A 22,699-nucleotide genomic window follows, 5' to 3' on the forward strand; every position below is an offset into this window, starting at 1 on the left:
TTCAACCTTAAATCATTTTTTATTATTTTTACATTCATCAACTAATCTTAAATTTATGCTTAGAAATCATATTCTTAAAACTGCATTTTTCGTCCTCGCCATGCTCGTCTGTACAATTGGAATCGGGCAAGACTTCTCACAAGATAATTATTATGTTACCCTACTTAGACTGCAAGGTGAAGTGGATGATGACAGGGCTTCATGGCAGGCAATAGAACAGGAGTTTTTTGATAAGGTCATCAAGAAAAACAAATATATAGTAGGGCATGAAATGTTGGTGGATACTTTCGATGAAAGACTTTCTGAGGTGCTGATTGTCAATATTTATAAAGATTGGAATGATATAGAGTTGGCGAGAAAAAGAACAATGGAATTGATTGAGGAAGGTTGGCCGGATGAGAAAGAAAGAGCAGCATATTTTGAGAAACAGAATAGAAACTTTTCTTTGTATTATTCTAATCAGATTATGACGACCACTAAAAATGTCAAGATAAGAGATCGTGAGAAAGACGATCGTACAAAACCTTTAACCTTTTATCTTGTTTTTAATAAATTGGTCGATAATCCGGATGATGATTTAATCAATGCCTATGAAGATTATTTGCAATTTGTGACATTTAAAGATCCAAATATTAGGTCGTACCAGGCGTATAGACATTTTTTTGGACCTGATAGCCGAGATTTCCTTGAGGTATATGTCACAGATTCATACGATGATCTTTTAAATTCTTTCGAACTGGATAAAGCCTTACTGATGCAAATGTTTCCTGACGAAAAAGAAAGAGAAGATTTTATCGAGATATACAACGCAGGTGTAGTGCAAGAAGAGGGTAAAGTATATGAGAATATACCTGCGCAATCAAAGTATTTAGAATAAATAAGTAAGCTAATTAATTCGAAATAAAATATTTAGCGAAAAGGGTGTAATTTTATTGCATCATTGAATGTTTTTTTTGTGAAAATCATTTGTCAAATCAAAAAACTCATTTATATTTGCACCCGCTCAGGGCAATTAGCTCAGCTGGTTCAGAGCACCTCGTTTACACCGAGGGGGTCGGGGGTTCGAACCCCTCATTGCCCACAGATTGAATTCCTCCTTAGCTCAGTTGGTTAGAGCATCTGACTGTTAATCAGAGGGTCCTTGGTTCGAGCCCAAGAGGAGGAGCAACCCACAAAGAGTTTCACGAAAGTGAAGCTCTTTTTTTGTTTGCACATAGGTTTGTTTTCTTTTATTGTCTACTTATTTTTAAATGATTTGTATATAATTTATATCAAATCATCAAATTAAATATTTTTGTAACCTTCCCCAAAACTAAGTCTGGTTATAAATAGACTAAATGTTTATTTTTTAAATTTACCAGTATGAAAAAATTAAAGCACAGTGAGTCAAAAATCGTCAATGTTTTTAAAACCGTATTAGTAAATATCCTAAAATCTGTGCAACAACTGGAAAGTATAAAAATATTCACAAAGGGTTAATAGATAAAATCAACTATATTATTTTCAGAATATATGGACCGTAGTTTTTGGAGCTATTCCTCTATTTTTTCATGATATCTAACCCCTCTTCCTGAGCCAGTTGTAAGAATCAACCCTTCTCTTACCAAATACAGTAAATCCTTTTTTAACGTATTTCTAGAATATTGAGATAAGCCCTTTTCCAAATCTTTTATTTGTACAGTTTTATTTTGATCAATATATGCCAACACTGCTTTCTGCCTGTCGTTCGTGCTGACCTTTAAATTATTGTAGGTTTCATATTTAACTTGGAGCTTTTGAGTTAAATCAATTAAACAATTTAAAAAGAAAATCACCCATTTATCCAATATTTCCTTTTCTGTACCTCGGTATTTTTGTGTTTCCATGAGCACTTGATAATACATTTCTTTTCTGTTTTCGATAACGTGTTCAAAGGAAATAAATTCCACAAAATTATAATCTTGCTTAAGTAACAGAAATGTAGTAAGCAACCTCGATAACCTACCATTTCCATCCTGATATGGATGTATTGATAAAAATTCATAAACGAATACCGAAGTAATGAGTATTGGGTGCAGACGTTTTTCTTCAAGTTGAATATTTGTCCAAGTTATAAGGTCCAACATTTCGTTGGCTGTTAAATGAGGTTCAGTAGTTTTAAAAATTATCTTTTGCTGACCATCTTTATAATTGGCGACCACTTGGTTGGATAAACTTTTGTATTGTCCTTTATGGCGTTGGTCTTTAACACTATATTTTAAAAGAATTGAGTGTAATTGATGGATATACCTTTCTGTGAGTTCTATTTCTGTATAGCTTTGTAAAATGATTTCTAATGCTTCATAGTAACCTACCACTTCTTGTTCATCTCTTTTATCAAGTTGACTTATTCGAACTGATTTTAAAAGTTTTTTAACTTCATCATCCGAAAGCTTTGCTCCTTCAATCCTGGTAGAGGAACCAATGCTCTGAATTGTGGCTATATCACGCAGTTCCCTAAGATAACGTTTTTCTTTATTCTCTATAAGTTTCCAACCCCCTTTAAACGAATCAATCTGACTTAACTTTTGAATGATTTCTTGAAAAATTGTAGGTTGAAATGCTATTTTTTTTAATAGATCCATTATGTATCCGATTTTATCCGATTATAAATATATCAAAACAAATGATTAGATATATCCATTTTGTATCCAATTTTATCTTTTTTGATTGTTATTCCATTTGTCATATTCATTTATTTTGGTTGTAATAAATGTTTAATTTCAAAAATTGAACAAATAGATTTAGACAAAAAGTTTGAAAAGATTAATAAATTTACTGCGTTTTTTTACTTTTTAAGTGGCATTTTTATAACTATTTTATGTATACTCATATTTATTTTTTCCTTTAAAATGTTAAACTATATATGATAAAATTAGGTCTCAGCACATTGACATTTATAATGGCAATGTCATAAAGTAATTACCTAAAATAGAATACATTTACGATGCCACAGGCGTAAAACAAATGAAAAACAGTGAACGGTATTATTACAGATTATGCTGAGGGCCGAGCGTTTAGAAAAGGTCCGGTGGACCTTTTTAGCGAAGGAGCCTGCCTGGCACGGGGGCAAATATCTTATACAGATGCCAACCAAAATATTGGCGCAATTGATCTGGAAATTGTAGAAGAAAATAATTACTATCCCTTCGGACTTGAACATAAAGGGTACAACACCGCCATAAACGGTAATCCTCATAAATACATGTTTGGCGGCAAGGAATTGCAGGATGAAATAGTTGGCAGCAGCAGTTTTGAAGTATATGATTTTGGTGCCAGGAATTATGACCCGGCATTAGGTAGGTGGATGGTCCTTGACCCACTCGCAGAAAAAATGCGCAGACACTCTCCGTATAACTACGCCTTTAATAATCCGATTTTCTTTATTGATCCAGATGGGATGATGCCTGAAAAGGGAGATCCAATAAAATGGCTAAAAGCTGTCTATAAAGCAACCACAATTAAAGAAGTCTCAGTCGGATTAAGTGGTAGATTAAAAGGTAATTTAAAGGCTGAAGGGGGCAGGAGTGATATACTTAAAGTTCAAGGAAGTGTTAATGCTTTCAAATTGACATATGATTTAGAAAATGATAGTTCCAGTTTTTCGGGGCGAAACGCACAATTTGGTTTTGTCATGGATGATAAGGGTCTTGAGGTGGAAATTGCAATGGCTAAGACGGAAAAAATGGAATTAGATGAGGCAGGAAATGGTAAGGCAGGATCAAGTTTTTTAAGTGGAGAAATAAAACTACACGATGGTGAATCTGAGCATACCGCAGAAGGAAGTATATTTGGGAAAAAGGGTGGTGAAGAAAAAGGGTATGTTGTTGATGGTAGTATTAAAAGTGAAAAAAAGATAAGGATGGAGTTCATGATTATTCACTTGGATTTATTTTAGGAACTGAATGGACTTTTGATTCCAATATTTTTGATAAAGAAATGGCAAAGGAAGAGAGAGAATTAGAGAAAGAAGATTAAAGAGTAAGAAGGGAAATGAATAGAATAAAGAATAGTAATAAATCTATAGAGAGTGATTTTTTAGAGAAAAGTTACCTTAGTCTAACGGAATTGATTCAATACATAACTGTAAGTATGTTATTGTTTTATCTCATTCTTCCAATGATTTTTGGATTTCCCTTATTGTTGTATATTAGAAAACACTTAGACGGTGTTTTGCTATTATTTATTTACATAGGATATTTATATGTCATTAATTTTGTTTTTCCTAAATTTTCTTTTGCCAAAAGGTTTTTCGGATACAAATTAAGTTATGATTCAAATTCAACTTTTTTTGAAAAACTTATATACTGTGTCCTAACCACATTGGACGGTCTTTTGGCACCTTTCAACATCTTCATTTGTAATATTTTTAAATTTTGGAGAAAAAAGATTCTTTTTAGTGAAAAATATTCAAAAATACAACTTGTTAAAATAAAGAATTAGTATTGTTTAACTCATAAATTAATGATCTGTTTATTAGTCCATTTTCACCTCCACCGCACCTTGACATTTACTCATGCATATCTATTGCTTTTTAAAGGTTTTGACTACGTCGAATCACTTCGTTGGTTTTGACTACGTCGAATCACTTCGTTAGTTTTGACTACGTCGAATCACTTCGTTAGTTTTGACTACGTCGAATCACTTCGTTAGATTTCATGATACGCTTCGCTTGATTGTAATGGCAATGGAATAGACTATAACGGCTAAATATAAATTATAAATAATGCCATTTACAATGGTAAAACAGATGTTGTTTACTTCTAAAAATAGAATACATTTACGATGCCACAGGCGTAAAACAAATGAAAAACAGTGAACGGTATTATTGTAGATTATGCTGAGGGCCGAGCGTATAGAAAACAGCCGGTGGCTGTTTTTAGCGAAGGAGCCAGCCTCGCGCGGGGGCAAATATCTTTTACAGATATCAACCAAAATATAGATACTATTGATTTGCATATTGTAGAAGAAAATAATTATTATCCCTTTGGGTTGAAACACAAAGGGTACAACACCGCCATAAACGGTACGCATCATAAATACATGTTTGGCGACAAAGAATTGCAGGATGAAATAGTTGGCAGCAGCAGTTTTGAAGTTTATGATTTTGGTGCCAGGAATTATGACCCGGCATTAGGTAGGTGGATGAACCTTGACCCTCTAGCAGAAAAAATGCGCAGACACTCACCGTATAATTACGCATTTAACAACCCAATTTATTTTATTGACCCGGATGGAGTGGCGCCCGGACCACCAGGACCAATTTTTGGTATTTTTTTTGGAGTAAGGAACTTTATTTCAAAGACTGTTGAGACTATTAAGAATTCCAAATTAACAGTTTATGACAATAATGCAGGTATAAAACTTGGGAAATTAGGTGGGACTATTAATTATGAATCAAAGGAGGTCTTTAGTATCTCTAAAGAGGGTTATAAAACAGGCAATGAGAATACTACAAAAAGTGGTTATTCACTTTCCGCAGGTGTTTTTGATGTAGGTGTATCTGAAACTAAGACAGTCGAAACAAAAGATATTAACATGGAGTATTCTTCAGATAACCAGAAAGCTATTGTTCCTGGAAAAGAAACCAAAACTAAAACGGTAAATGAAGGTACTGCAAGTATTTTGGGATTTGGAGGAACGAAATCTAAAACTACTAAAGAGACAGCTATTTCTCAAACAATGGGAGATGGATCTTCAATGTTAATTAGTAAAGGTAAAGTGGTTACTCGTGATGAAGGGTTAAATTATTCTGATTCTAGGAATGTTAACGTTATTGAAGCATCTGCTCATAACTTACTAAAAGAGACAAAACTATCGATTGGAGTTGGGTATCAATTTGAATGGAGCGCTAATAATGAATAGTTATGAGGAAAATATATTATGTAGTGCTTGTTTTTTTAGTAATATTAGTTTCTTGTAAAAAGGAGATCAAGAATTATCATGAAAAAGGATACATTAAATCTATTGGATATATTAAGAATGGTAAAAGAAATGGTATATCCAAGTTGTTTTACCTAAATGGGAATATTAAACAAATGGGCAATTGGATTAATGATAAACAAGAAGGAGAATGGCTTTATTATTATGAGAATGGAATTTTAAACTCAAAAATTAATTTTAAAAATGACCTTCAAGACGGACTTGCCTTATTCTATAATGAAGATGGTAAGCTTTACGAAGAATCAAACTGGAAAGATGGTTATTTGGCTGGTCAATCAAAAACATTTTACCCTAATGAACAAATTAAAGAATATTTTTATTGGATTAAGGGTTTGAAGCACGGTCAAAGTATCATTTACTATGAAAATGGCTATTTACAACAAATTGGAAATTGGGAAGAAGGAAAGCAGCAAGGCAAGTTTATAACCTTTTATGAAAATAAAGATACATTACAAGTTGGGTATTTTTTAAAGGGTAAAAAAAATGGTGTCTTTAAGTCTTTTTTTGCAGGCAACAAGATTGAAAGTAGAATTAATTGGGATGATGATATCCAGACAGGTCAAAGTATTTATTATTATAAAAATGGAAATATAAAGCAAATAGGCGATTTTCAGCGTAATAAACCTGTAGGCAATTGGTTGCTATATGACGAAGCTGGAAAATTAATAAAGAAAAAGAAATTTAATCATGTGGAAGCCAATAAATAACTCCATAGAACCCCAAACAAAGTTTTCTATCCGATTATAGTGTTTTCCAAAAATCTTTTTAGGAATAAAGCTAGAGCTTGGAAGAGCAAAAAAATTACTTTTTTTTCCTTTATATGAAGAGTATAATGAGTAAAAGCCATGAATTAATATAATAAACCCTAAAAATACTCTATAGTTTTCCATATTATGATTATCAAGAGTAGTATTATCTTCAATAAAGAGCTTTTCAAGCCCACCTCTATGAAGTGTTCTACCTCTTGAAGCCCAAGAGGGGACTCCTTACCTCGTCGCAAATATAATAACTATTTGAGTAGATTTGAGCAAAACTGTTTATGAAAGAAGACTTTAGCTATATTAACCAATACAAAGACCACTTTGAGGGCCAAGCGTTTAGAAAAGGTCCGGTGAACCTTTTTAGCGAAGGAGCCAGCCCGGCGCGGGGGCAAATAGCTTATACCGATAAAAACCAAAATATTGGCGCAATTGATCTGGAAATAGTAGAAGAAAATAATTATTATCCCTTTGGGTTGAAGCATAAGGGGTATAACAGTTCCATAAACGGAAGACACCACAAATACATGTTTGGCGGCAAGGAATTGCAGGATGAAATAGTTGGTAGCAGCAGTTTTGAAGTTTATGATTTTGGAGCTAGGAATTATGACCCTGCATTAGGTAGGTGGAAGAACTTGGATCCATTAGCAGAGCAAATGCGTAGGCACTCACCGTATAATTATGCGTTTAACAACCCGATTTATTTTATTGACCCGGATGGGGTGGCGCCAACTTCACCAGAACATATTTACAGGTTAAATGAAAAGGGCAAAATTGAATTAGTGGCCATAGATAATACTAAAGATGTTGTATTTAGTGCCGATGGCAAAAGAAGTATTGAGTTTGACTCGGGTACTATTATGGCTGGTTTTAGTTTAGAAAATCCAAATCCCGATTATGCTCAGGACTTGGGGAGTCCGATTGAAGGGGTTTATATGAATGATGAGAACTCTGCAACTGAATTATTTGAATTTGCAGCAGCAGAAACGGGTGACCCAATAAAAGGAGCAGAATGGGCAATTTCAACTGGAGATCTGAAAGGCGAATCACTTTCTATGGTCGGGACTAACTATAACAATACTAAAGTAGATACTGGATTGTTGACAGAATCTTTGGTAGAAAATGGTTTTAATGTTACTAAAGCAGATCATAGTCATCAAGATGATTCTCCACCAAGTGGTTTTGATAATAACAAAGCTCTACTAATTAATGGAGAAAGAATAAAGGATGCAGCAGCGGCGGGGGCTATTGAAAAGACAACTAAAGGTGAAGCCATTACTCGAGTTTTCAATGTTAAGTCAAAGACTTACACCTATTACACAAAAAACTTAATCTATGGTACCAATTAAGAAAACATTCCCAATTCTAAGCTTTTTGATGGTCATTTGCCTCTCATGTCAAAAAAATTCCATGGTGACTTTTCAATATAAAGAAGCTATATTAAGTAAAAGTTCAAAAACTTTGTTGGATAATTATATAAAGGGATATGGGTTAAATCCAAATGAAGTTCAGATCGATTTTGCTCAAGTTATGGATACTAACATGCGTTATATTGATGATGAGTTTTTAATAATGACAAATGCACAGAAGATTGACACGGGTAGAATTGATACAATTAATTCCAATTATTATACAAGATATAAGGGTTTTTCAATAAAACTGTACTTCCCGGAAGTTGATACGAGATTCTTTAAATTTAAAGGAGTAAATAAGGAATCGGTAGATATACTTAAAGAAGAAATTAATCAAAAAACCTATCCATATGGTGAATATTCTAAAATATGGATTCTGAATATGACTGAATCAAAAATTGATAGCTTAAATATAGTGGATGAAGGAGCGAGATTTAAGATTATGGGTGCAAACGAAAAGGAACAGGCTAAAAATATTATTTTTGATAAAAAGTACTAATATTCTTGGCAACCCCCCGCTCCCAGCTCCCGCGCGATTGTACCTTAAATCCGTAAGAGTTTGTTGAAAAAGACCGTAAAACTTTTTTAAAGAGCCATTTATGTCAACGGCGTTTTAGCTTAAACAAGTGCTTCAACAACTTAAATTTACTTACTATTGTTAAAATAAACGGACAAAATATTTCTTACATTTACGACGCTACAGGTGTTAAACTACAAAAGAAAGTGACAAGCGGAACTACGATAACCACAGATTATGCCGCCGATTACATTTACGAAAACGGAAACCTGCAGTTTTTCCATACCCCTGAAGGTTATGTAGAGCCCCTTAATGCGAGCAATTACACTTTAGGGTTTAGGCATACTTTTCAGTACAAAGATCACCTCGGCAACATACGTTTATCTTATTCTGATGCGAACAATGACGGTCTCATCTCTGCGACCTCAGAGATCATAGAAGAAAACAATTATTATCCTTTTGGGTTAAAACACAAAGGGTATAATGTCGCTGTTAATCAGAAGGTCCTTGGTTCGAGCCCAAGTTTACCCGCCGAAGGAGGGAGGAGGAGCAACCCACAAAGAGTTTCACGAAAGTGAAGCTCTTTTTTTTATATACCTATGGGCGAGAAGTTTACCCGCCGAAGGAGGGTTTATCTCGTAATTTTGAGTTTGAGTTTAAAGTGAAGTGTTTGGCAATCTAGCTAGTATGGTCTTACAAACAATTGGCAATACATTGATTTAAGAGATCCTAAGTAAATGGCTACGAAATTTCTGAATGTTAGGATTTAATTGCACAGTATGCGTGTTTTTCTATTAATAATGACTTGATTTTATTGCTTTGGCTTTCCTCCAGAATTCCGTTTATTCTTATTTCGTGTATTTCTTCGAATCAACTTATTTGAATCATTTTTAGGTGCCTGAGATCTGTTGGGTCTGGTTGTTCGGTTAGGTCTACCCTGTCCTTGTTTTTCGGGTTTTGTAGATTCATTCGGATCGGGCTCGAAACCTTCGACGATTTCAACAGGAATCGTTATTCCAATTAATTTTTCAATATCTTTTAAATAGCCGGTTTCATCTGTACTTACCAAAGAAAGTGCCTCTCCGCTTGCTCCGGCTCTTCCAGTTCTTCCAATTCGGTGGACATAGTCTTCAGGTACATTGGGCAATTCATAATTTACGACATGAGGAAGTAAAGGAATGTCTAAACCTCTAGCCGCGATATCAGTCGCTACTAAAATTCGAATAGAATTATTTTTGAATCCGGTCAAAGCTTTGGTTCTGGCACCTTGGGTTTTATTTCCGTGAATGGCCGCCGCAGAAATACCTGCCTTAACCATATACTTACACAACCTGTTTGCACCGTGCTTGGTTCTTGTAAATACCAATACCTGTTTCCAATCACCTTCTGCGATAAGCTTAATAATGAGTCCTGTTTTTTTGGTTTTGGCCACGCGATACACTTTTTGCTTTATGGCATCGACAGTGGTATTCTCTGGAGTAGCTTCTATTAAAACCGGATGGTGTAAAAAGTCGTTCGCCAGATTTTTTATTTCTTTCGAAAAAGTAGCCGAAAATAAAAGGTTTTGTCTTCGTGAAGGAATCAAAGCGAGGATTTTTTTGATATCCCGAAGAAAACCCATATCTAACATTCTGTCGGCTTCATCCAAGACCAAGATCTCAATTTTGGCCAGCGATAAGAGTCCTTGGTTTTGAAGGTCGAGCAACCTTCCGGGGGTTGCAATGAGCACATCCACACCTTTTCTGATCACGCGCTCCTGAGGTGTCTGGTTTACTCCACCAAAAATAACAGCAGATTTGATATCTAAAAATTCACCATATAAAATCACACTTTGGTGTACTTGAGCGGCGAGTTCTCTTGTGGGTGTCAATACCAACGCTCTGATGGGTCGGCGGCTCAAATGCTGTTCTTGAGATAATATTTGAAGCATCGGCAATGTGAAACCAGCTGTTTTTCCCGTTCCTGTTTGTGCAGACGCTAACACATCTTTTCCTTCCAAAATTAATGGAATTGCTTTTTGCTGTATGGGTGATGGCGTTGTATAGCCTTGCTTATCGATGGCTTTTAACAGAGGTGTTGATAATCCTAGAGAATGAAATGACATATAAATAGTTAGATAAATGGAGATCTTTCGAATAATGCCATTTACATTAGACTGCAAAGATAAGCCCAATTTACACTACCTTATGTGTTTTGTGAATTTAAATCAGTTTAAGCATTAGAATTTATACAGTTGAAGATGCCTTGTGTTTAAATCTTATGTTTAATACCTTTTTGAAAGGGAATGTGTCTGATTACATTGATTATTATATGAGGATAAAGTACGAAAGACGAACACATCAAAGAAATATTTACTTTTGAAAAAATTGACACATTCATTCTTTGATGGAAAAAAGAGACATACTCGTTGTGATCAACCCTAAAGCAGGCAAATCATCATATGCGAAAAAACTTCAATACCTCGAAGCCAAATTGCGGGAAGCTAAATTGGATTTTCAATGCTTTTATACCGAGTATGAGGGCGAGAAGAAATTAACTGATTTCCTTTTATCAAATACAGTTGTGTCAGAAATCATTGTTCTAGGAGGCGACGGCACACTGAATTACGTGGTGAATGAAATGCAGTTGAATCCGATCCCTATCAGTATTTTGAGTATGGGAACAGGGAATGATTCAGTAAAATCTTTACACGGCGAATTAAATTTTAAGAAACAGGTTGAAATTGCGATCCATGGGAAAATAGAAAAATTTGATCTGGGAATTTGCAATGGGAGAGCTTTTGTAAATGGCGTAGGAATAGGCTTTGACGGCGAAGTGGTTAGGCAGATGGAAGAAAAGAAAAGTAAAAAAGGTGGTCGCCTGGACTACTTGTATACCGTATTGCGCATAGTGGCCGGCTATAAAGAGAAAAGGATTTCCTTTTCTTTAGATGGGCGAATTTTAGAGAGAAAAGTATTACTGATGACCATTTCTAACGGATCTACTTTTGGCGGTGGTTTTGTGATCAATCCATTTGCCAAAGCCAACGATGGTTTTTTGGATGTATGTATCCTAAATGAAATACCTTCTGCGATGAGATTCTGGCATTTACCCAAATTAAAATTTGGAACACATCATAAGTTAAAATCGGCAGAATTTTATAAAATTAAAAAGGTTAGAATAAACCCTTCAAATGAACTGTTCGCTCATCTTGACGGCGAAGCAATAGGACACCCTCCTTTTGACATTTCTATCGTCGAAGAAGGTTTGCTGCTAAGAACAGCCAAATAGGACTTTATCAAAAAATTATGAGATCTTGAATTCGTACAAATCTCTTTATTGGTTTCGACTCATTCTCTTTCAGGAGAATACTAATTGTCTGATAGGGTTTTGAGTAAGATCCAGATCAAATAGATCAAATAAAGCCCAATTAAAAAATAACCAGAGTATTTTCCGACGTTCCATCTGCGAATGATAAATAAAAATAAGATGGAGACCACAGTAGCAAAAAGTAAAATAATAGAGCTATTTAAGTTTTCAGTGGCTACGGTAATTTTCTTCCCCATAAAAACATAGGAGATCAACCATGGAAAGCCTAAACAGAATAGTATATCAAAAATATTTGAACCTATTCCGTTGCTGATTGCCATTCCTGACCGACCTTTTTTGGCTACAATGATAGAAGAAAGTAGATCGGGTACTGAAGTTCCTGCGGCAAGAATGGTGAGCCCTATCACAACACTTGGTATACCTAATTTATGTGCAGTAATCACAGCACTTTCAACCAAAGCCCAGCTTAAAAAAATGATCCAACCCAATGAAATCATAAAAGTCAAAACATATTTTTCCGATTTTGGAAATGTATATTTCACCAACCAGTCCACAGGTGCAAAGACTTTTTTCCATGATTTTTCTGTCATTGCTACTTCAATCATTTCAATGGGGTCATCGTCTTTGTATTTGAAAATTTTTTTCCAATTGATAACCGCTAAAATATAAACAACATAAAAAGCTAAAAACAGAAGAATTTCAAACAGACTTATTTCCCCATCCCTAAAAGCAAGCATGAGCAAGATGATAGAGAGTGAGTAAAAAAGCATATCCCGCATCACAGGTTGCCAGATAATAAAGGCCTGACGCACGGCAACCGATGCCCCGGTAATAACAAGGATATTAAAAATTGCGCTTCCTACGATGGTTCCGGCACCCATGGCCTCTTCACCGGGTTTAAACAAGGCCATTAATGAAACGAATAGCTCAGGGGCACTGCTTCCAACAGCCATCAGGGTCGCTCCGGAAGCTTCAGGAGATAGGTTTAAGTTTTTGGAAATTTTTTCCAGTGACTCGACAAAATATTTTTCGCAAACTTCCGCCATCAGATAAAAGGCCAACAGCATGACAAGGATAAGCACTACGAGCATGTTTTTTTGTATAAAGATAAAAATTAAAATCACGGTAGATCATGCTCTAAAAAATTAATTATCAGTTTTATAGGTGGTGTGTAAATAGCTGGATTAGATGGCAATAAACTATGATATAAGAAGCATGTATCGTCCTATATGTACGCTCTACATTTCTTATTATTTTACAATATTGTTATCCCATCTCCAGCAAAAGTGTATTGCGCTGAGGCTAAAAATTTCGACTTCATAAAGCTGAAAGATTTTTTTGCACAACCAAATTCTGAAATTGACATTTTTATTCTTATTTTTAAACAACGAATCAATAGGCAAATCTTTGATAAAATGTCTTACAGATCTTTTCTTCCGCTTTTACTTTTGTTTATCCCCCTCGTAGCCATGCAAATAACAGAGGAGGTCAATTGGTCTTTGTTTGATTTTTTGGTCATGGGAGGAATGTTGCTTTTTGTTGGGATAGGCCTTGATTTCATAAATAGAAAAAATAGAACTTTAGCAAAAAAATTGATATATACCATAGCGCTTGTATTGATCTTTTTGGTGATTTGGGCTGAGCTCAGCGTAGGTATTTTTGGCACCCCATTCGCGGGAAGTTGACAAAAAGTATTGATCCCCTCTGTACCTCGACATCGCGATCTAAAATAAAAAATCATGAAAAAAATACTACTTCTCTTATTACTGACCTTGTCTATTCCACTTTCCGCTCAATCCGTTATTGGAGCTTGGGAAGCCATTACAACCAAAGACGGACAACAAGTTAAAAATGTGGTGACCTTCTCCGAGTTTCACCAGGTATCTACCTGGTATCACCTGAACGACGGCAAATTTTTAGAGACAAATGGGGGTGCTTATCAACTCAACGGAAATACAATGACCGAAACCGTAGAATTTGATTCTGGTCAATCAGATCGGGTTGGGACAACAGTTTCTTTTCAAGTGGAGGTTTCGGCAGCAGAGTTAAAAATTGATGGTAAAGATCTTGTTTGGACTAGAATAGACGATGGTAAGCCGGGTGCTCTACAAGGAGCATGGTTAATGTCTGGCAGGAAACGGGATGGTGAAATACAGACCCGCGATACGAGCGGTCCCAGAAAGACCATGAAAATACTCTCGGGCACGCGCTTTCAATGGATCGCCTATAACACAGAAACCAAAGAGTTTCTGGGTACCGGAGGTGGAACTTATACCACCCTCAATGGAAAATATACCGAAAACATCGAATTCTTTTCTCGTGATCAGTCACGAGTGGGAGCGAAGCTGGAATTCGACTACCAGCTAACAAATGGCGACTGGCATCATTCAGGCTTTAGCAGTAAAGGCGACCCTTTGTATGAGGTGTGGACCAAACGCGCGAAATAACCTTTGTCCATTAGAGAATTTAGGATCATAAATTTTTAAAAAACCACTCCCCCTCCCGCGCGAAATGAAATTCGACGAAGTCAAATCGAAGATTCGACGAAGTCAAATCGCAAGATTCAGCGTAGCTAAATGAAATTCGACGAAGTCAAATCACAGAATTCGACGAAGTCAAATCGAAGATTCAGCGTAGCTAATCCTTCGCGTGGCTATGGATATTTTTTATAGATTAGAATGTAGAAATTTTAGAATAAATAAATATTTTTAAGCGATGAGTAGAAACTATAAATTTCATCATCCTGAAAGTTTATTTTTTATATGCTTTGTCTCGAGTAATAGGGATTGAATGCCTTAAGAGATAAAAGTAAAGCATATAGATAAGAAGTATCAACGCGATACAATCGCGCGGGAGCGGGGGTATTAGGATTAGCAGTTGTCAATTATTATGTAGGTGGTAATTCACTTGAATTATTTTGGGAAATTTTTGAAGGTATTTATCAAGGTTTGACTGGAACAATTCTTTTGGACGATTTAAAATTGTTTTTTAAGGGAATATCACCAATAGAAAATTCGAAAAATGATAAAAGTAAAAATCAAGACAGTGATAGAAGCGATGTAAAAGAATCTAATTTATTATAAGATAATGAAATAAAATGAAATATAAAGGAATTGTTTTACTAGTACTAATTGTTTCCATAATTAATTCTTGTACAAATAAGGATAAATTAGGTTTGGATAAAATTTGTAATCTAGAATATTGTGAGTATGGTGAAATTATAAATAATAAAAAAGAGGGAGTTTGGAAAAGATTTGACAATAATGGCAATCTAATTCGGGTAACTAAATATGTAAATGGACTAAAAAATGGTCCAACAGTAACTTTCTATGCAGATGGAATGATTTACAGTACTGGTTATTATTTAAATGACACCATAAGTGGGAACTTATCAATCTATCACGAAAATGGTTTTTTAAATATATCTTCAAATTATGTAAAGGGAAGGAGAGTCGGGTTTCAATATGATTATTCTGAAAAAGGAATCCTTAGTAATTTGGACTTTTATTCAAATGATATGCAAGATAAAATTCAATTAATTCCAGATGTGAAACTCGATACCGCACATTGACATTTATTCATACATATCTATTATTTTTTAAAGGTTTTGACTACGTCGAACCACTTCGTTAGGTTTCATGATACGCTTCGCACGATTGTAATGGCAAAACAAATGTTATTTAGTTCTAAAAATAGAATATATTTACTATGCCTTAGGTGTTAAACTCGAAAAAAAAGTGACAGTAACTGGATCCTAAATTAGAGGGGTAACAGTTAGTGTTTCAAAATCGGAATTAAATTCACTTGCTAATGAATCAGGATATATTGCCGCAGGTGCATTAGTTTCTTTTGCGGCAAGCAAGATTCCAGGTAACCAAATCAGTAAACAAATTTTGAGTCAAAATGCATCTTTGAAGATATCGTTATTAGAGACAATTTCAGATTACAATAACTAAACTATAATATAATGATTAAGGCAATAGGATTTGTCATTGTTGGGATTTTGATAATTTTTATTCTAATGAGGTTACAGAATCAAGATGATGATAGTTATTTAATTTCCAAAGCGATTACTGGTTATATTGCAGGAGTCATCTTAATAATCATTGGTCTAATAATGTTATTTAATTCTTAAAATAAAATACATTTACGACGCTTTAGGTGTTAAACTAAGAAAAACAGTGAACGGTATTATTACAGATTATGCTGAGGGCCGAGCGTATAGAAAATAGCCGGTGGCTGTTTTTAGCGAAGGAGCCAGCTTGGCGCGGGGGCAAATATCTTTTACAAATATCAACCAAAACATAGATACTATTGATTTGCAAATTGTAGAAGAAAACAACTACTATCCCTTTGGATTGACACACAAGGGTTATAATGGAGGTACTAATGGAAATAGACACCAAAAATACATGTTTGGAGGCAAGGAATTACAAGACGAAATAGTTGGCAGCAGCAGTTTTGAAGTATATGATTTTGGTGCTAGGAATTATGACCCGGCTCTTGGGCGCTGGATGAACCTTGACCCTCTAGCAGAAAAAATGCGCAGACACTCACCGTATAATTACGCATTTAACAACCCGATTTATTTTATTGACCCGGATGGGATGGCGCCGATGGAGCATGATCCAGAAATTAAGATTAAAAATAAAAGCGGAAAAACCGTTACTATTCAAAGAAGAGATGTAAGAGTAGATAAATATACTGTAGTTAGTAGTGCAACAGGTTATGCATATGCAAGAAATGGATATGAGATGGTAAGTAGAATAAAAAGTAATGATCCAGAATTAAATACTTGGTTGGGGGATGTGGAGAGTAGTTATACGGTATATGAAAATGAGAATTCAGGTTCAATAGAAATATCTACTCAATCAGAAGGAACGACAGCTGTAGCGGGTGTGGTAAGTGATAAATATTCACCTCATGATCTTGATTTAATAAATGCTCTTAATGAAACTGGAGAAAGTATTGAGAACATAGCTGATAATTCTGGAGTTGTAGCGATTTTAGCAGGAACTCCCATTGGAATTATTGCTACAGAATTAGCTTCTTGGCAAGGAATTGCACTTCAAGCTTATGCTGATTATGAACAAAATAAATTAGGAGATACAGGTAAAAAACTTGGTTTTGAAATAGCAGCATATGGTGCAGGAGAGATTGCCGAAAAGCAAATTGAAAAAAGGACTGGTGGATTGTCAAGTTGGTTTAAAGGTGCTTATAAAGGGCTTGAGAATTGGTTGGATAATCAAATTAATGATTAGGTATGGTAATTTTAGAATTTATTATTTTACAGGTTATTATAATTTTATTATTTGTAAAACACTTATTAAAAAATAAAAAATTGAAAGGGATTGCATTACGTAACTATGTAAAGTACATTTTTCTTCTAATATCTTTAAACATAGTAATTGTTTATAATGTTTTGAATTATAAGTCAACTATTGTTGTAATTTGGGACACATTAATATCTTGGGTAGAATAGATGAATAGAGTTATAATATTAATTGTCTTATGGACGGCATTTAGAAGGGAATAACCATAAAGATGTATATCAATATAAAGATCCCACCGCACCTTGCCATTTGTAATGGCAAGGATATAAAACAGAGCCATTTGCAATGGCAAGGATATAGAACATAGCCGGGCAATTTCCAAGAGCCTTTTAGTAAAACTTGTCCCTTATAAGGGAATCTATTAAAAGTAGGTGTTTTTTTATCTCATTTCAAAGATGAATCATTTGTTGAGATCACTTGAAAAATTTCTATCAATTTGGAAGACAGATTTTACAATTACTTTTTTGATGCTGTAAAATCCTTTGTTTTTTATGCTCTTTAAAATGTGTTTTATATTGTTCAAAATTGAGAACATTTCCCTGATAAACTTCTATAGGTGTATTTCCTTTAAGACCAAATTGAGGCCTTATGTTGTTGTAGATAAAAATAGCTTTGTCCAATTCCTTACCTAATATTTTCCCATTGGATATTTTTAAAGGCAATAGAAATTGATGTTTAATAATTTTATTAAAAGCTTCGATACTAGAATTTGAAAATTGAATATCTCTTTGAGCTATTAAATGAGTCATCTTTATTTGTGGATCATTCATGAAAATTTTGACCTGATTATTCACATTTTCAGAACCTCCATCGGTTAGAAAAACAATGTTAGCATTGTGTTCTAATCCTTCGCGTGGAAATAGAGATTTGTCAGTTCGAGTGATTTTGAGGAACGAAAAGTCGTATCGAGAACTGCTACAGAAGTTTAGATGCTTATTCTCGATACAAATTTTACTCATTTCATTCTTAAAATTAACTCGAATTGACAGAATTTTATCCCCTCTCCCGCTCGAAATCGAAGATTCGACGAAGTCAAATCACAAGATTCGACGAAGTCAAATCGCAAGATTCAGCGTAGCTAAATGAAATTCGACGAAGTCAAATCGCAAACAACTTCCATCCGATAAGCTGAATATTAAATAAAAAAGTACTTGTTTAAGCACTTTTTATTATCTTTGCAATATGGAAACAGTAAATTATACAGACTTTCGTTCAAATCTAAAGCATTGGTTCGATAAAGTAATCAATGATGTAAGCGATATCATAATCAAGCGTAAAGGCGGTAAAGACCTCGTTTTAATATCATTGGATGAATACAACTCATTAAAGGAAACTACCTATCTGCTAACAGGAAAGAACAGAGATATTTTATTAAACTCTATCAAAGAACTGGAAGCAGGAAACGGTATAGAAAAAGAATTAATCGAATAGGTGAAATTAACTTGGTCTACTTCTTCATGGGAAGATTATTTGTATTGGCAGAAAGTCGATAAGAAAATAGTAAAACGAATTAACGAACTGATTAAAAGTTGTATGCGAACACCTTTTGAGGGCATCGGAAAACCCGAAGCCTTAAAAGGAGATTTGCAAGGTTATTGGTCAAGACGAATCACATCAGAACATCGATTGGTTTATAAATATGAAAACGACCAGTTATTGATTGCAGCTTGTCGTTATCATTACGGAAAGTAAAATCCACACAAAACAAAACCCAGTTTTATCATACCACAAAATCCTCTGTCTTTACTTTGCTTCCTTGCAATTTAAACGAGGTTTTTACTAAAACTTGTTCCCTCGCTGCCGCCCTAATCCTTCGCGTGGAAATCGAGGTCAGTTCGAGTGATTTTGAGGTACGAAAAATCGTATCGAGAACTGCTGCAGAAGTATACATTCTATTAATCTCAACAGAAATTTTACTCATTTCGATCTTGTCTTATTGGAAAACAATTTTTGCCATGATTTGAAATAATCTGTTATTCAATTAAACCAAAGGGCATACCGTCTTTTTCTGAGCTCCAAAGCCAGATTTTCTTCGGCTTTTAATGCTGCTTCTCTACTGGTTAATGGATCGATGTGGTTGTAAAGACTCGGTCTTAGATACATACCGTATTTCTGAACAATGCTCGAAGAAATTTTAAATCCTTTTTTATTGATATGGCCGTTTTTGTGCTGTTCGAATCGTTCTTTCGGGGTTTTACTTGTCATGCCCACGTACAGACATTCCAATACGCCATTAAACTGTGGGTTTGCCGCTCTAAATTTTGCATTTTCTGTAAACACGCGCTTAGAAAGTTCAACGACGTAAATTCTGTATTCGTATCTGGGCATTTATTAAGAAAAATGTTGGTTTGATGCCAAAGAATATTTCGAAAAATAGTTCAATTTCTTAGGGGATATGACAATTATTAGGAGTTCGAATTTTAAAAGTATTTAAGTTATTCTCTTAAACGAAAATAGTCGAAATATTTTATTCTATATAGAAAACTTCATTTTCTCTTCCGAGTTTTAGATCAAAACTAATCTCTTTATCCTTGGTGCAATTCAGCAGCATTTGTTCCAATTCAAAATCTGATCTCACCGGATCGTAATGAAAGAAGACAAGTTTTTTAACTTTGGCCATTTCACCAAATTTGATGGCATCTTCCATAGATGAATGTCCCCAACCGATTCGTTTTATATATTCATCAGCAGTATATTGCCCGTCATGGAATAAAAGATCGGCATCATGGGCCAGATTGTAACCACTGCTCCAATTCTTTAAATGAGGAAACTTGCTCGACCCCAGTGCGGGTTCATGGTCTGGTAAAAAGGTAAATACCTTATGTCCCAAACGACAACGATAGCCAACTGTAGGACCGGGGTGACAAACATATTCTGATTGGATTTCGAAATTGCCTATAGAAAAAGTGTCATTTCCTATTTCTTTGAATACGATATTGGCGCGAAGTTCATTTAACCGAACCGGGAAAAGCGGAGGTGAAAAATATTGTTTCAACCTTTTTGATAAACTCTCAGAAGAACTCGAAGGCCCCCAAATATTCACGGTAACACTGGGATCATACAAAGGTTTAAAATAACCGAGTCCCATAATGTGATCCAAATGTAGATGGGTCAGTAAAATATCAAACTCTTTTATACTTTCGTCAAAATGAGTCCCCAAACGCAGTATCCCGGACCCGCCATCTATTATAAAACCCTTCTGTCCATCTTGTACCTGCACGCAAGAGGTATTTCCTCCATATTTATTTTTTTCCAACCCGGGAGAGGGCAGAGATCCTCGACAGCCCCATATCGTTATCTTCATTTTTCTAAAGTTTTCCAAAAAATGGCCATCGCTCCAAGAAATCTGTTGGGTCTTCCCATGATAGGAAATGAGGTCACCGAAATTTTATACATAGGTCCATTTAATTTATTAATCCAGAATGCTCCGTGCGCTGGTAATTGTCTGCTAAGTGTTTCTACTAATGGTAAATCTTGTGGAGGCAAAAATTTTCCATGATCATCTTGTGGTTTAAAAATAGTAGACCATTCAGAAACAGGCATTCCACCAGTTTCGTCAAATTTCAATCCCAGTAATTCCTCTGCCGGCTCGTTGTAAAAAATTAGATTTCCAGAAGTGTCTACAATAAAAATAGGAACAGAAAGACAATCTGCTAATTGTCTGCTCAGAATAATTTCTATTTCTTTTGAAGGCATATCGTTATGATGAAACTTATTATTAATACCCCGATACAATAAATATAGTAAAAAATATGAGCAATAAGAATTATTAGCCTAGAAAATCAATAGGATATTAAAATAGAAGAATGGTTGGGCTTTATATTTTTAATGGATAAGAGAAGTTTTACCCCTTAAAAACGAGAAAAAGCGACTCGGAAATATTTTAGGAAAGCTCAATTCTTAGTACTAAAACAACAATAATTGATAAAATTTTTATTTTATTATTATCAATTTCTAAAAAGTAATACATTTGGATAGATAACTCAAATGAACAAATAATGAATAGAAAAACATTTTTACTGGTCATCACTTCTGTATCTGCGCTTGGCGGATTTTTATTTGGATATGACACAGGTGTAATTAACGGAGCTCAATTTTATTTGAGTAAGTATTTTGAATTAGACGCGGCCATGAAAGGTTGGGTTGTGGGTAGTGCCTTATTGGGTTGTTTGGTGGGTGCGATACTTGCCGGACCCATCAGCATAAAAATGGGAAGAAAGAATTCTTTGATTCTATCCGCTATTTTGTTCACTATTTCTGCATGGGGCTCAGGATTACCTTCCTTTTTTCCAGAGTCGGTTTCTCTCTTGGTATTATTTAGAATTATCGGCGGACTAGGGATTGGAATTGCTTCGATGAATGCTCCTATGTATATCGCTGAAATTGCCCCTCCGGAAAGACGTGGAAACCTGGTGAGTTATTACCAATTGGCAGTAGTAATTGGTTTTTTTACAGTGTTCCTGGCCACTTACTTTATCGGAAATTCGAATACAGAAGATCAAAATATCCAATTTGGTTGGAGGCATATGTTTTGGACAGAATTAATTCCCAGCATTTCCTTTTTATTTTTACTCTTACTCGTTCCTAAAAGTCCACGTTGGCTTTCTCTAAAAGGCAGATATGAAGAGGCACTTGCTGTGCTTAATAAATTACACGGACCTGAAAATGCGACAAAGGAAGCCGAAGAAATAAAAGCCTCGATCGCCCAAGAATTAGAAAAAGGAGGTGCAAAGATCAATTATTGGGGAGGAACTGTCTTAGCTATTATTGTTATTGGCTCGGTACTTTCTATCTTACAACAATTTACAGGGATCAATGCTGTATTGTATTACGGCGCCGATATTTTTGAAAAAGCCCTTGGTTTTGGGCAGGAAGATGTATTAAAACAACAGGTTTTATTGGCCTTTATCAATTTCATTTTTACATTCGTCGCGATGGCGACCATTGATAAATTTGGAAGAAAACCACTGATTTATATTGGTTCGGTGGGTATGATTCTCGGATTTTTAATTCTAGCGATTACTTTACAAAGACAAACGATAGGAGTTTGGTCTTTGGTAGGCGTGCTTATTTTTATTGGTTCATTTGCCATGTCTATGGGCCCTGTGGTATGGGTGGTTTTATCTGAGATGTTCCCTAATAAAATTAGAAGTGTTGCCATGTCGGTTGCTGTAGCAGCCCAATGGGGAGCAAATTATATCGTTTCTCAATCTTTCCCGATGGTCACAGAAAGTTCTTTAAACAATAATTCCTTTTGGAATGGCTCTTTGCCCTACTATATCTTTATTGCTTTTATTACCTTGATCATTGTATTTACGTATAAATACATTCCTGAAACAAAAGGAAAATCTTTAGAAGATTTGGAAAAAGTCTGGAAATAAGACAAAGTTTTATTTGAAAATAGAAAAT

General features: G+C 34.9%; 22 protein-coding genes and 2 tRNA genes. 17 read left to right on the forward strand and 7 right to left on the reverse strand.

From position 1 onward, the window contains the following. The first annotated feature begins 55 nt into the window (after positions 1-55). The 3 genes from ACFQ39_RS07335 to ACFQ39_RS07345 all read left to right on the forward strand — a co-directional run bounded on the left by ACFQ39_RS07335 (position 56) and on the right by ACFQ39_RS07345 (position 1,165). Positions 56-877, forward strand: a complete 822-nt coding sequence (locus tag ACFQ39_RS07335) for a hypothetical protein (protein WP_377177597.1) — start codon at positions 56-58, stop codon at positions 875-877. 129 nt (positions 878-1,006) lie between these two features. After that, positions 1,007-1,081 (forward strand) — tRNA-Val (locus tag ACFQ39_RS07340). Positions 1,082-1,091: 10 nt separating this feature from the next. Next, positions 1,092-1,165: transfer RNA gene (locus tag ACFQ39_RS07345), tRNA-Asn, on the forward strand. A gap of 367 nt (positions 1,166-1,532) precedes the next feature. Here ACFQ39_RS07345 and ACFQ39_RS07350 read toward each other — a convergent pair. After that, a complete protein-coding gene (locus ACFQ39_RS07350; RefSeq protein ID WP_377177599.1) occupies positions 1,533-2,603 on the reverse strand; it encodes a Fic family protein in 1,071 nt (356 codons plus the stop codon). A gap of 392 nt (positions 2,604-2,995) precedes the next feature. On the opposite strand from ACFQ39_RS07350, the gene ACFQ39_RS07355 reads away from it, so the two are divergent. From ACFQ39_RS07355 to ACFQ39_RS07380, 6 genes are all read left to right on the forward strand, one after another. Next, on the forward strand, positions 2,996-3,916 hold the full coding sequence (locus ACFQ39_RS07355; RefSeq protein WP_377177601.1) for an RHS repeat domain-containing protein: 921 nt from the start codon (positions 2,996-2,998) through the stop codon (positions 3,914-3,916). Between the two features lie 917 nt (positions 3,917-4,833). Continuing rightward, on the forward strand, positions 4,834-5,883 hold the full coding sequence (locus ACFQ39_RS07360) for an RHS repeat domain-containing protein (protein WP_377177603.1): 1,050 nt from the start codon (positions 4,834-4,836) through the stop codon (positions 5,881-5,883). Positions 5,884-5,885: 2 nt separating this feature from the next. Then, positions 5,886-6,668, forward strand: coding sequence for a toxin-antitoxin system YwqK family antitoxin (locus tag ACFQ39_RS07365; RefSeq protein ID WP_377177605.1), 783 nt, complete (start codon positions 5,886-5,888; stop codon positions 6,666-6,668). A 332-nt stretch (positions 6,669-7,000) separates the two neighbouring features. Continuing rightward, on the forward strand, positions 7,001-8,068 hold the full coding sequence (locus ACFQ39_RS07370; protein WP_377177607.1) for an RHS repeat-associated core domain-containing protein: 1,068 nt from the start codon (positions 7,001-7,003) through the stop codon (positions 8,066-8,068). Positions 8,069-8,129: 61 nt separating this feature from the next. Beyond that, entirely contained in the window at positions 8,130-8,630 is a 501-nt protein-coding gene (locus tag ACFQ39_RS07375) for a hypothetical protein (RefSeq protein ID WP_377177609.1), read from the forward strand. Between the two features lie 224 nt (positions 8,631-8,854). Further along, a complete protein-coding gene (locus tag ACFQ39_RS07380) occupies positions 8,855-9,226 on the forward strand; it encodes a hypothetical protein (protein WP_377177611.1) in 372 nt (123 codons plus the stop codon). A 233-nt stretch (positions 9,227-9,459) separates the two neighbouring features. Here the strand turns inward: ACFQ39_RS07380 and ACFQ39_RS07385 are convergent, their stop codons facing one another. Beyond that, positions 9,460-10,752, reverse strand: a complete 1,293-nt coding sequence (locus tag ACFQ39_RS07385; protein WP_377177613.1) for a DEAD/DEAH box helicase — start codon at positions 10,750-10,752, stop codon at positions 9,460-9,462. 281 nt (positions 10,753-11,033) lie between these two features. Here ACFQ39_RS07385 and ACFQ39_RS07390 point away from each other — a divergent pair, with 281 nt between their 5' ends. Beyond that, positions 11,034-11,918 (forward strand): diacylglycerol/lipid kinase family protein, encoded by an 885-nt coding sequence (locus ACFQ39_RS07390; protein WP_377177615.1) that lies wholly within the window; start codon positions 11,034-11,036, stop codon positions 11,916-11,918. An 80-nt stretch (positions 11,919-11,998) separates the two neighbouring features. Here the strand turns inward: ACFQ39_RS07390 and ACFQ39_RS07395 are convergent, their stop codons facing one another. Further along, positions 11,999-13,048 carry a calcium/sodium antiporter gene (locus ACFQ39_RS07395; protein ID WP_377177617.1) on the reverse strand — a complete coding sequence of 350 codons (1,050 nt, stop codon included), beginning with the start codon at positions 13,046-13,048 and terminating at the stop codon, positions 11,999-12,001. 324 nt (positions 13,049-13,372) lie between these two features. On the opposite strand from ACFQ39_RS07395, the gene ACFQ39_RS07400 reads away from it, so the two are divergent. The 4 genes from ACFQ39_RS07400 to ACFQ39_RS07415 all read left to right on the forward strand — a co-directional run bounded on the left by ACFQ39_RS07400 (position 13,373) and on the right by ACFQ39_RS07415 (position 17,218). Then, positions 13,373-13,642 carry a hypothetical protein gene (locus tag ACFQ39_RS07400; RefSeq protein WP_377177619.1) on the forward strand — a complete coding sequence of 90 codons (270 nt, stop codon included), beginning with the start codon at positions 13,373-13,375 and terminating at the stop codon, positions 13,640-13,642. Between the two features lie 54 nt (positions 13,643-13,696). Then, the gene (locus ACFQ39_RS07405; protein ID WP_377177621.1) at positions 13,697-14,404 is read left to right on the forward strand and encodes a membrane or secreted protein; all 708 of its coding nucleotides are present in this window, start codon (positions 13,697-13,699) and stop codon (positions 14,402-14,404) included. Positions 14,405-15,054: 650 nt separating this feature from the next. Further along, complete coding sequence (locus ACFQ39_RS07410) at positions 15,055-15,528, forward strand: toxin-antitoxin system YwqK family antitoxin (RefSeq protein ID WP_377177623.1); 474 nt, start codon at positions 15,055-15,057, stop codon at positions 15,526-15,528. Between the two features lie 664 nt (positions 15,529-16,192). Next, positions 16,193-17,218: an RHS repeat domain-containing protein gene (locus ACFQ39_RS07415; RefSeq protein WP_377177625.1), complete on the forward strand. Its 1,026-nt coding sequence runs from the start codon at positions 16,193-16,195 to the stop codon at positions 17,216-17,218. 503 nt (positions 17,219-17,721) lie between these two features. Here ACFQ39_RS07415 and ACFQ39_RS07420 read toward each other — a convergent pair. Continuing rightward, complete coding sequence (locus ACFQ39_RS07420; protein WP_377177627.1) at positions 17,722-18,060, reverse strand: hypothetical protein; 339 nt, start codon at positions 18,058-18,060, stop codon at positions 17,722-17,724. Between the two features lie 412 nt (positions 18,061-18,472). Between ACFQ39_RS07420 and ACFQ39_RS07425 the strand changes: the two genes are divergently transcribed. Next, positions 18,473-18,721, forward strand: coding sequence for a type II toxin-antitoxin system Phd/YefM family antitoxin (locus tag ACFQ39_RS07425; protein ID WP_377177629.1), 249 nt, complete (start codon positions 18,473-18,475; stop codon positions 18,719-18,721). After that, positions 18,722-18,982, forward strand: a complete 261-nt coding sequence (locus ACFQ39_RS07430; RefSeq protein ID WP_377177631.1) for a Txe/YoeB family addiction module toxin — start codon at positions 18,722-18,724, stop codon at positions 18,980-18,982. Between the two features lie 285 nt (positions 18,983-19,267). Here the strand turns inward: ACFQ39_RS07430 and ACFQ39_RS07435 are convergent, their stop codons facing one another. The 3 genes from ACFQ39_RS07435 to ACFQ39_RS07445 form a co-directional block, all read right to left on the reverse strand. Next, positions 19,268-19,618 carry a ribose-5-phosphate isomerase gene (locus tag ACFQ39_RS07435; protein WP_377177633.1) on the reverse strand — a complete coding sequence of 117 codons (351 nt, stop codon included), beginning with the start codon at positions 19,616-19,618 and terminating at the stop codon, positions 19,268-19,270. 139 nt (positions 19,619-19,757) lie between these two features. Further along, positions 19,758-20,594 carry an MBL fold metallo-hydrolase gene (locus tag ACFQ39_RS07440; protein WP_377177635.1) on the reverse strand — a complete coding sequence of 279 codons (837 nt, stop codon included), beginning with the start codon at positions 20,592-20,594 and terminating at the stop codon, positions 19,758-19,760. Beyond that, the gene (locus tag ACFQ39_RS07445; RefSeq protein ID WP_377177637.1) at positions 20,591-20,986 is read right to left on the reverse strand and encodes a PAS domain-containing protein; all 396 of its coding nucleotides are present in this window, start codon (positions 20,984-20,986) and stop codon (positions 20,591-20,593) included. Before ACFQ39_RS07445 ends, ACFQ39_RS07440 begins: the two co-directional genes overlap by 4 nt. Positions 20,987-21,288: 302 nt before the next feature. On the opposite strand from ACFQ39_RS07445, the gene ACFQ39_RS07450 reads away from it, so the two are divergent. After that, positions 21,289-22,671 carry a sugar porter family MFS transporter gene (locus ACFQ39_RS07450; protein ID WP_377177639.1) on the forward strand — a complete coding sequence of 461 codons (1,383 nt, stop codon included), beginning with the start codon at positions 21,289-21,291 and terminating at the stop codon, positions 22,669-22,671. Positions 22,672-22,699 lie beyond the last annotated feature (28 nt).

It is taken from the genome of Namhaeicola litoreus (assembly GCF_042679565.1).
In the GTDB taxonomy this organism is placed as follows: domain Bacteria; phylum Bacteroidota; class Bacteroidia; order Flavobacteriales; family Flavobacteriaceae; genus Namhaeicola; species Namhaeicola litoreus.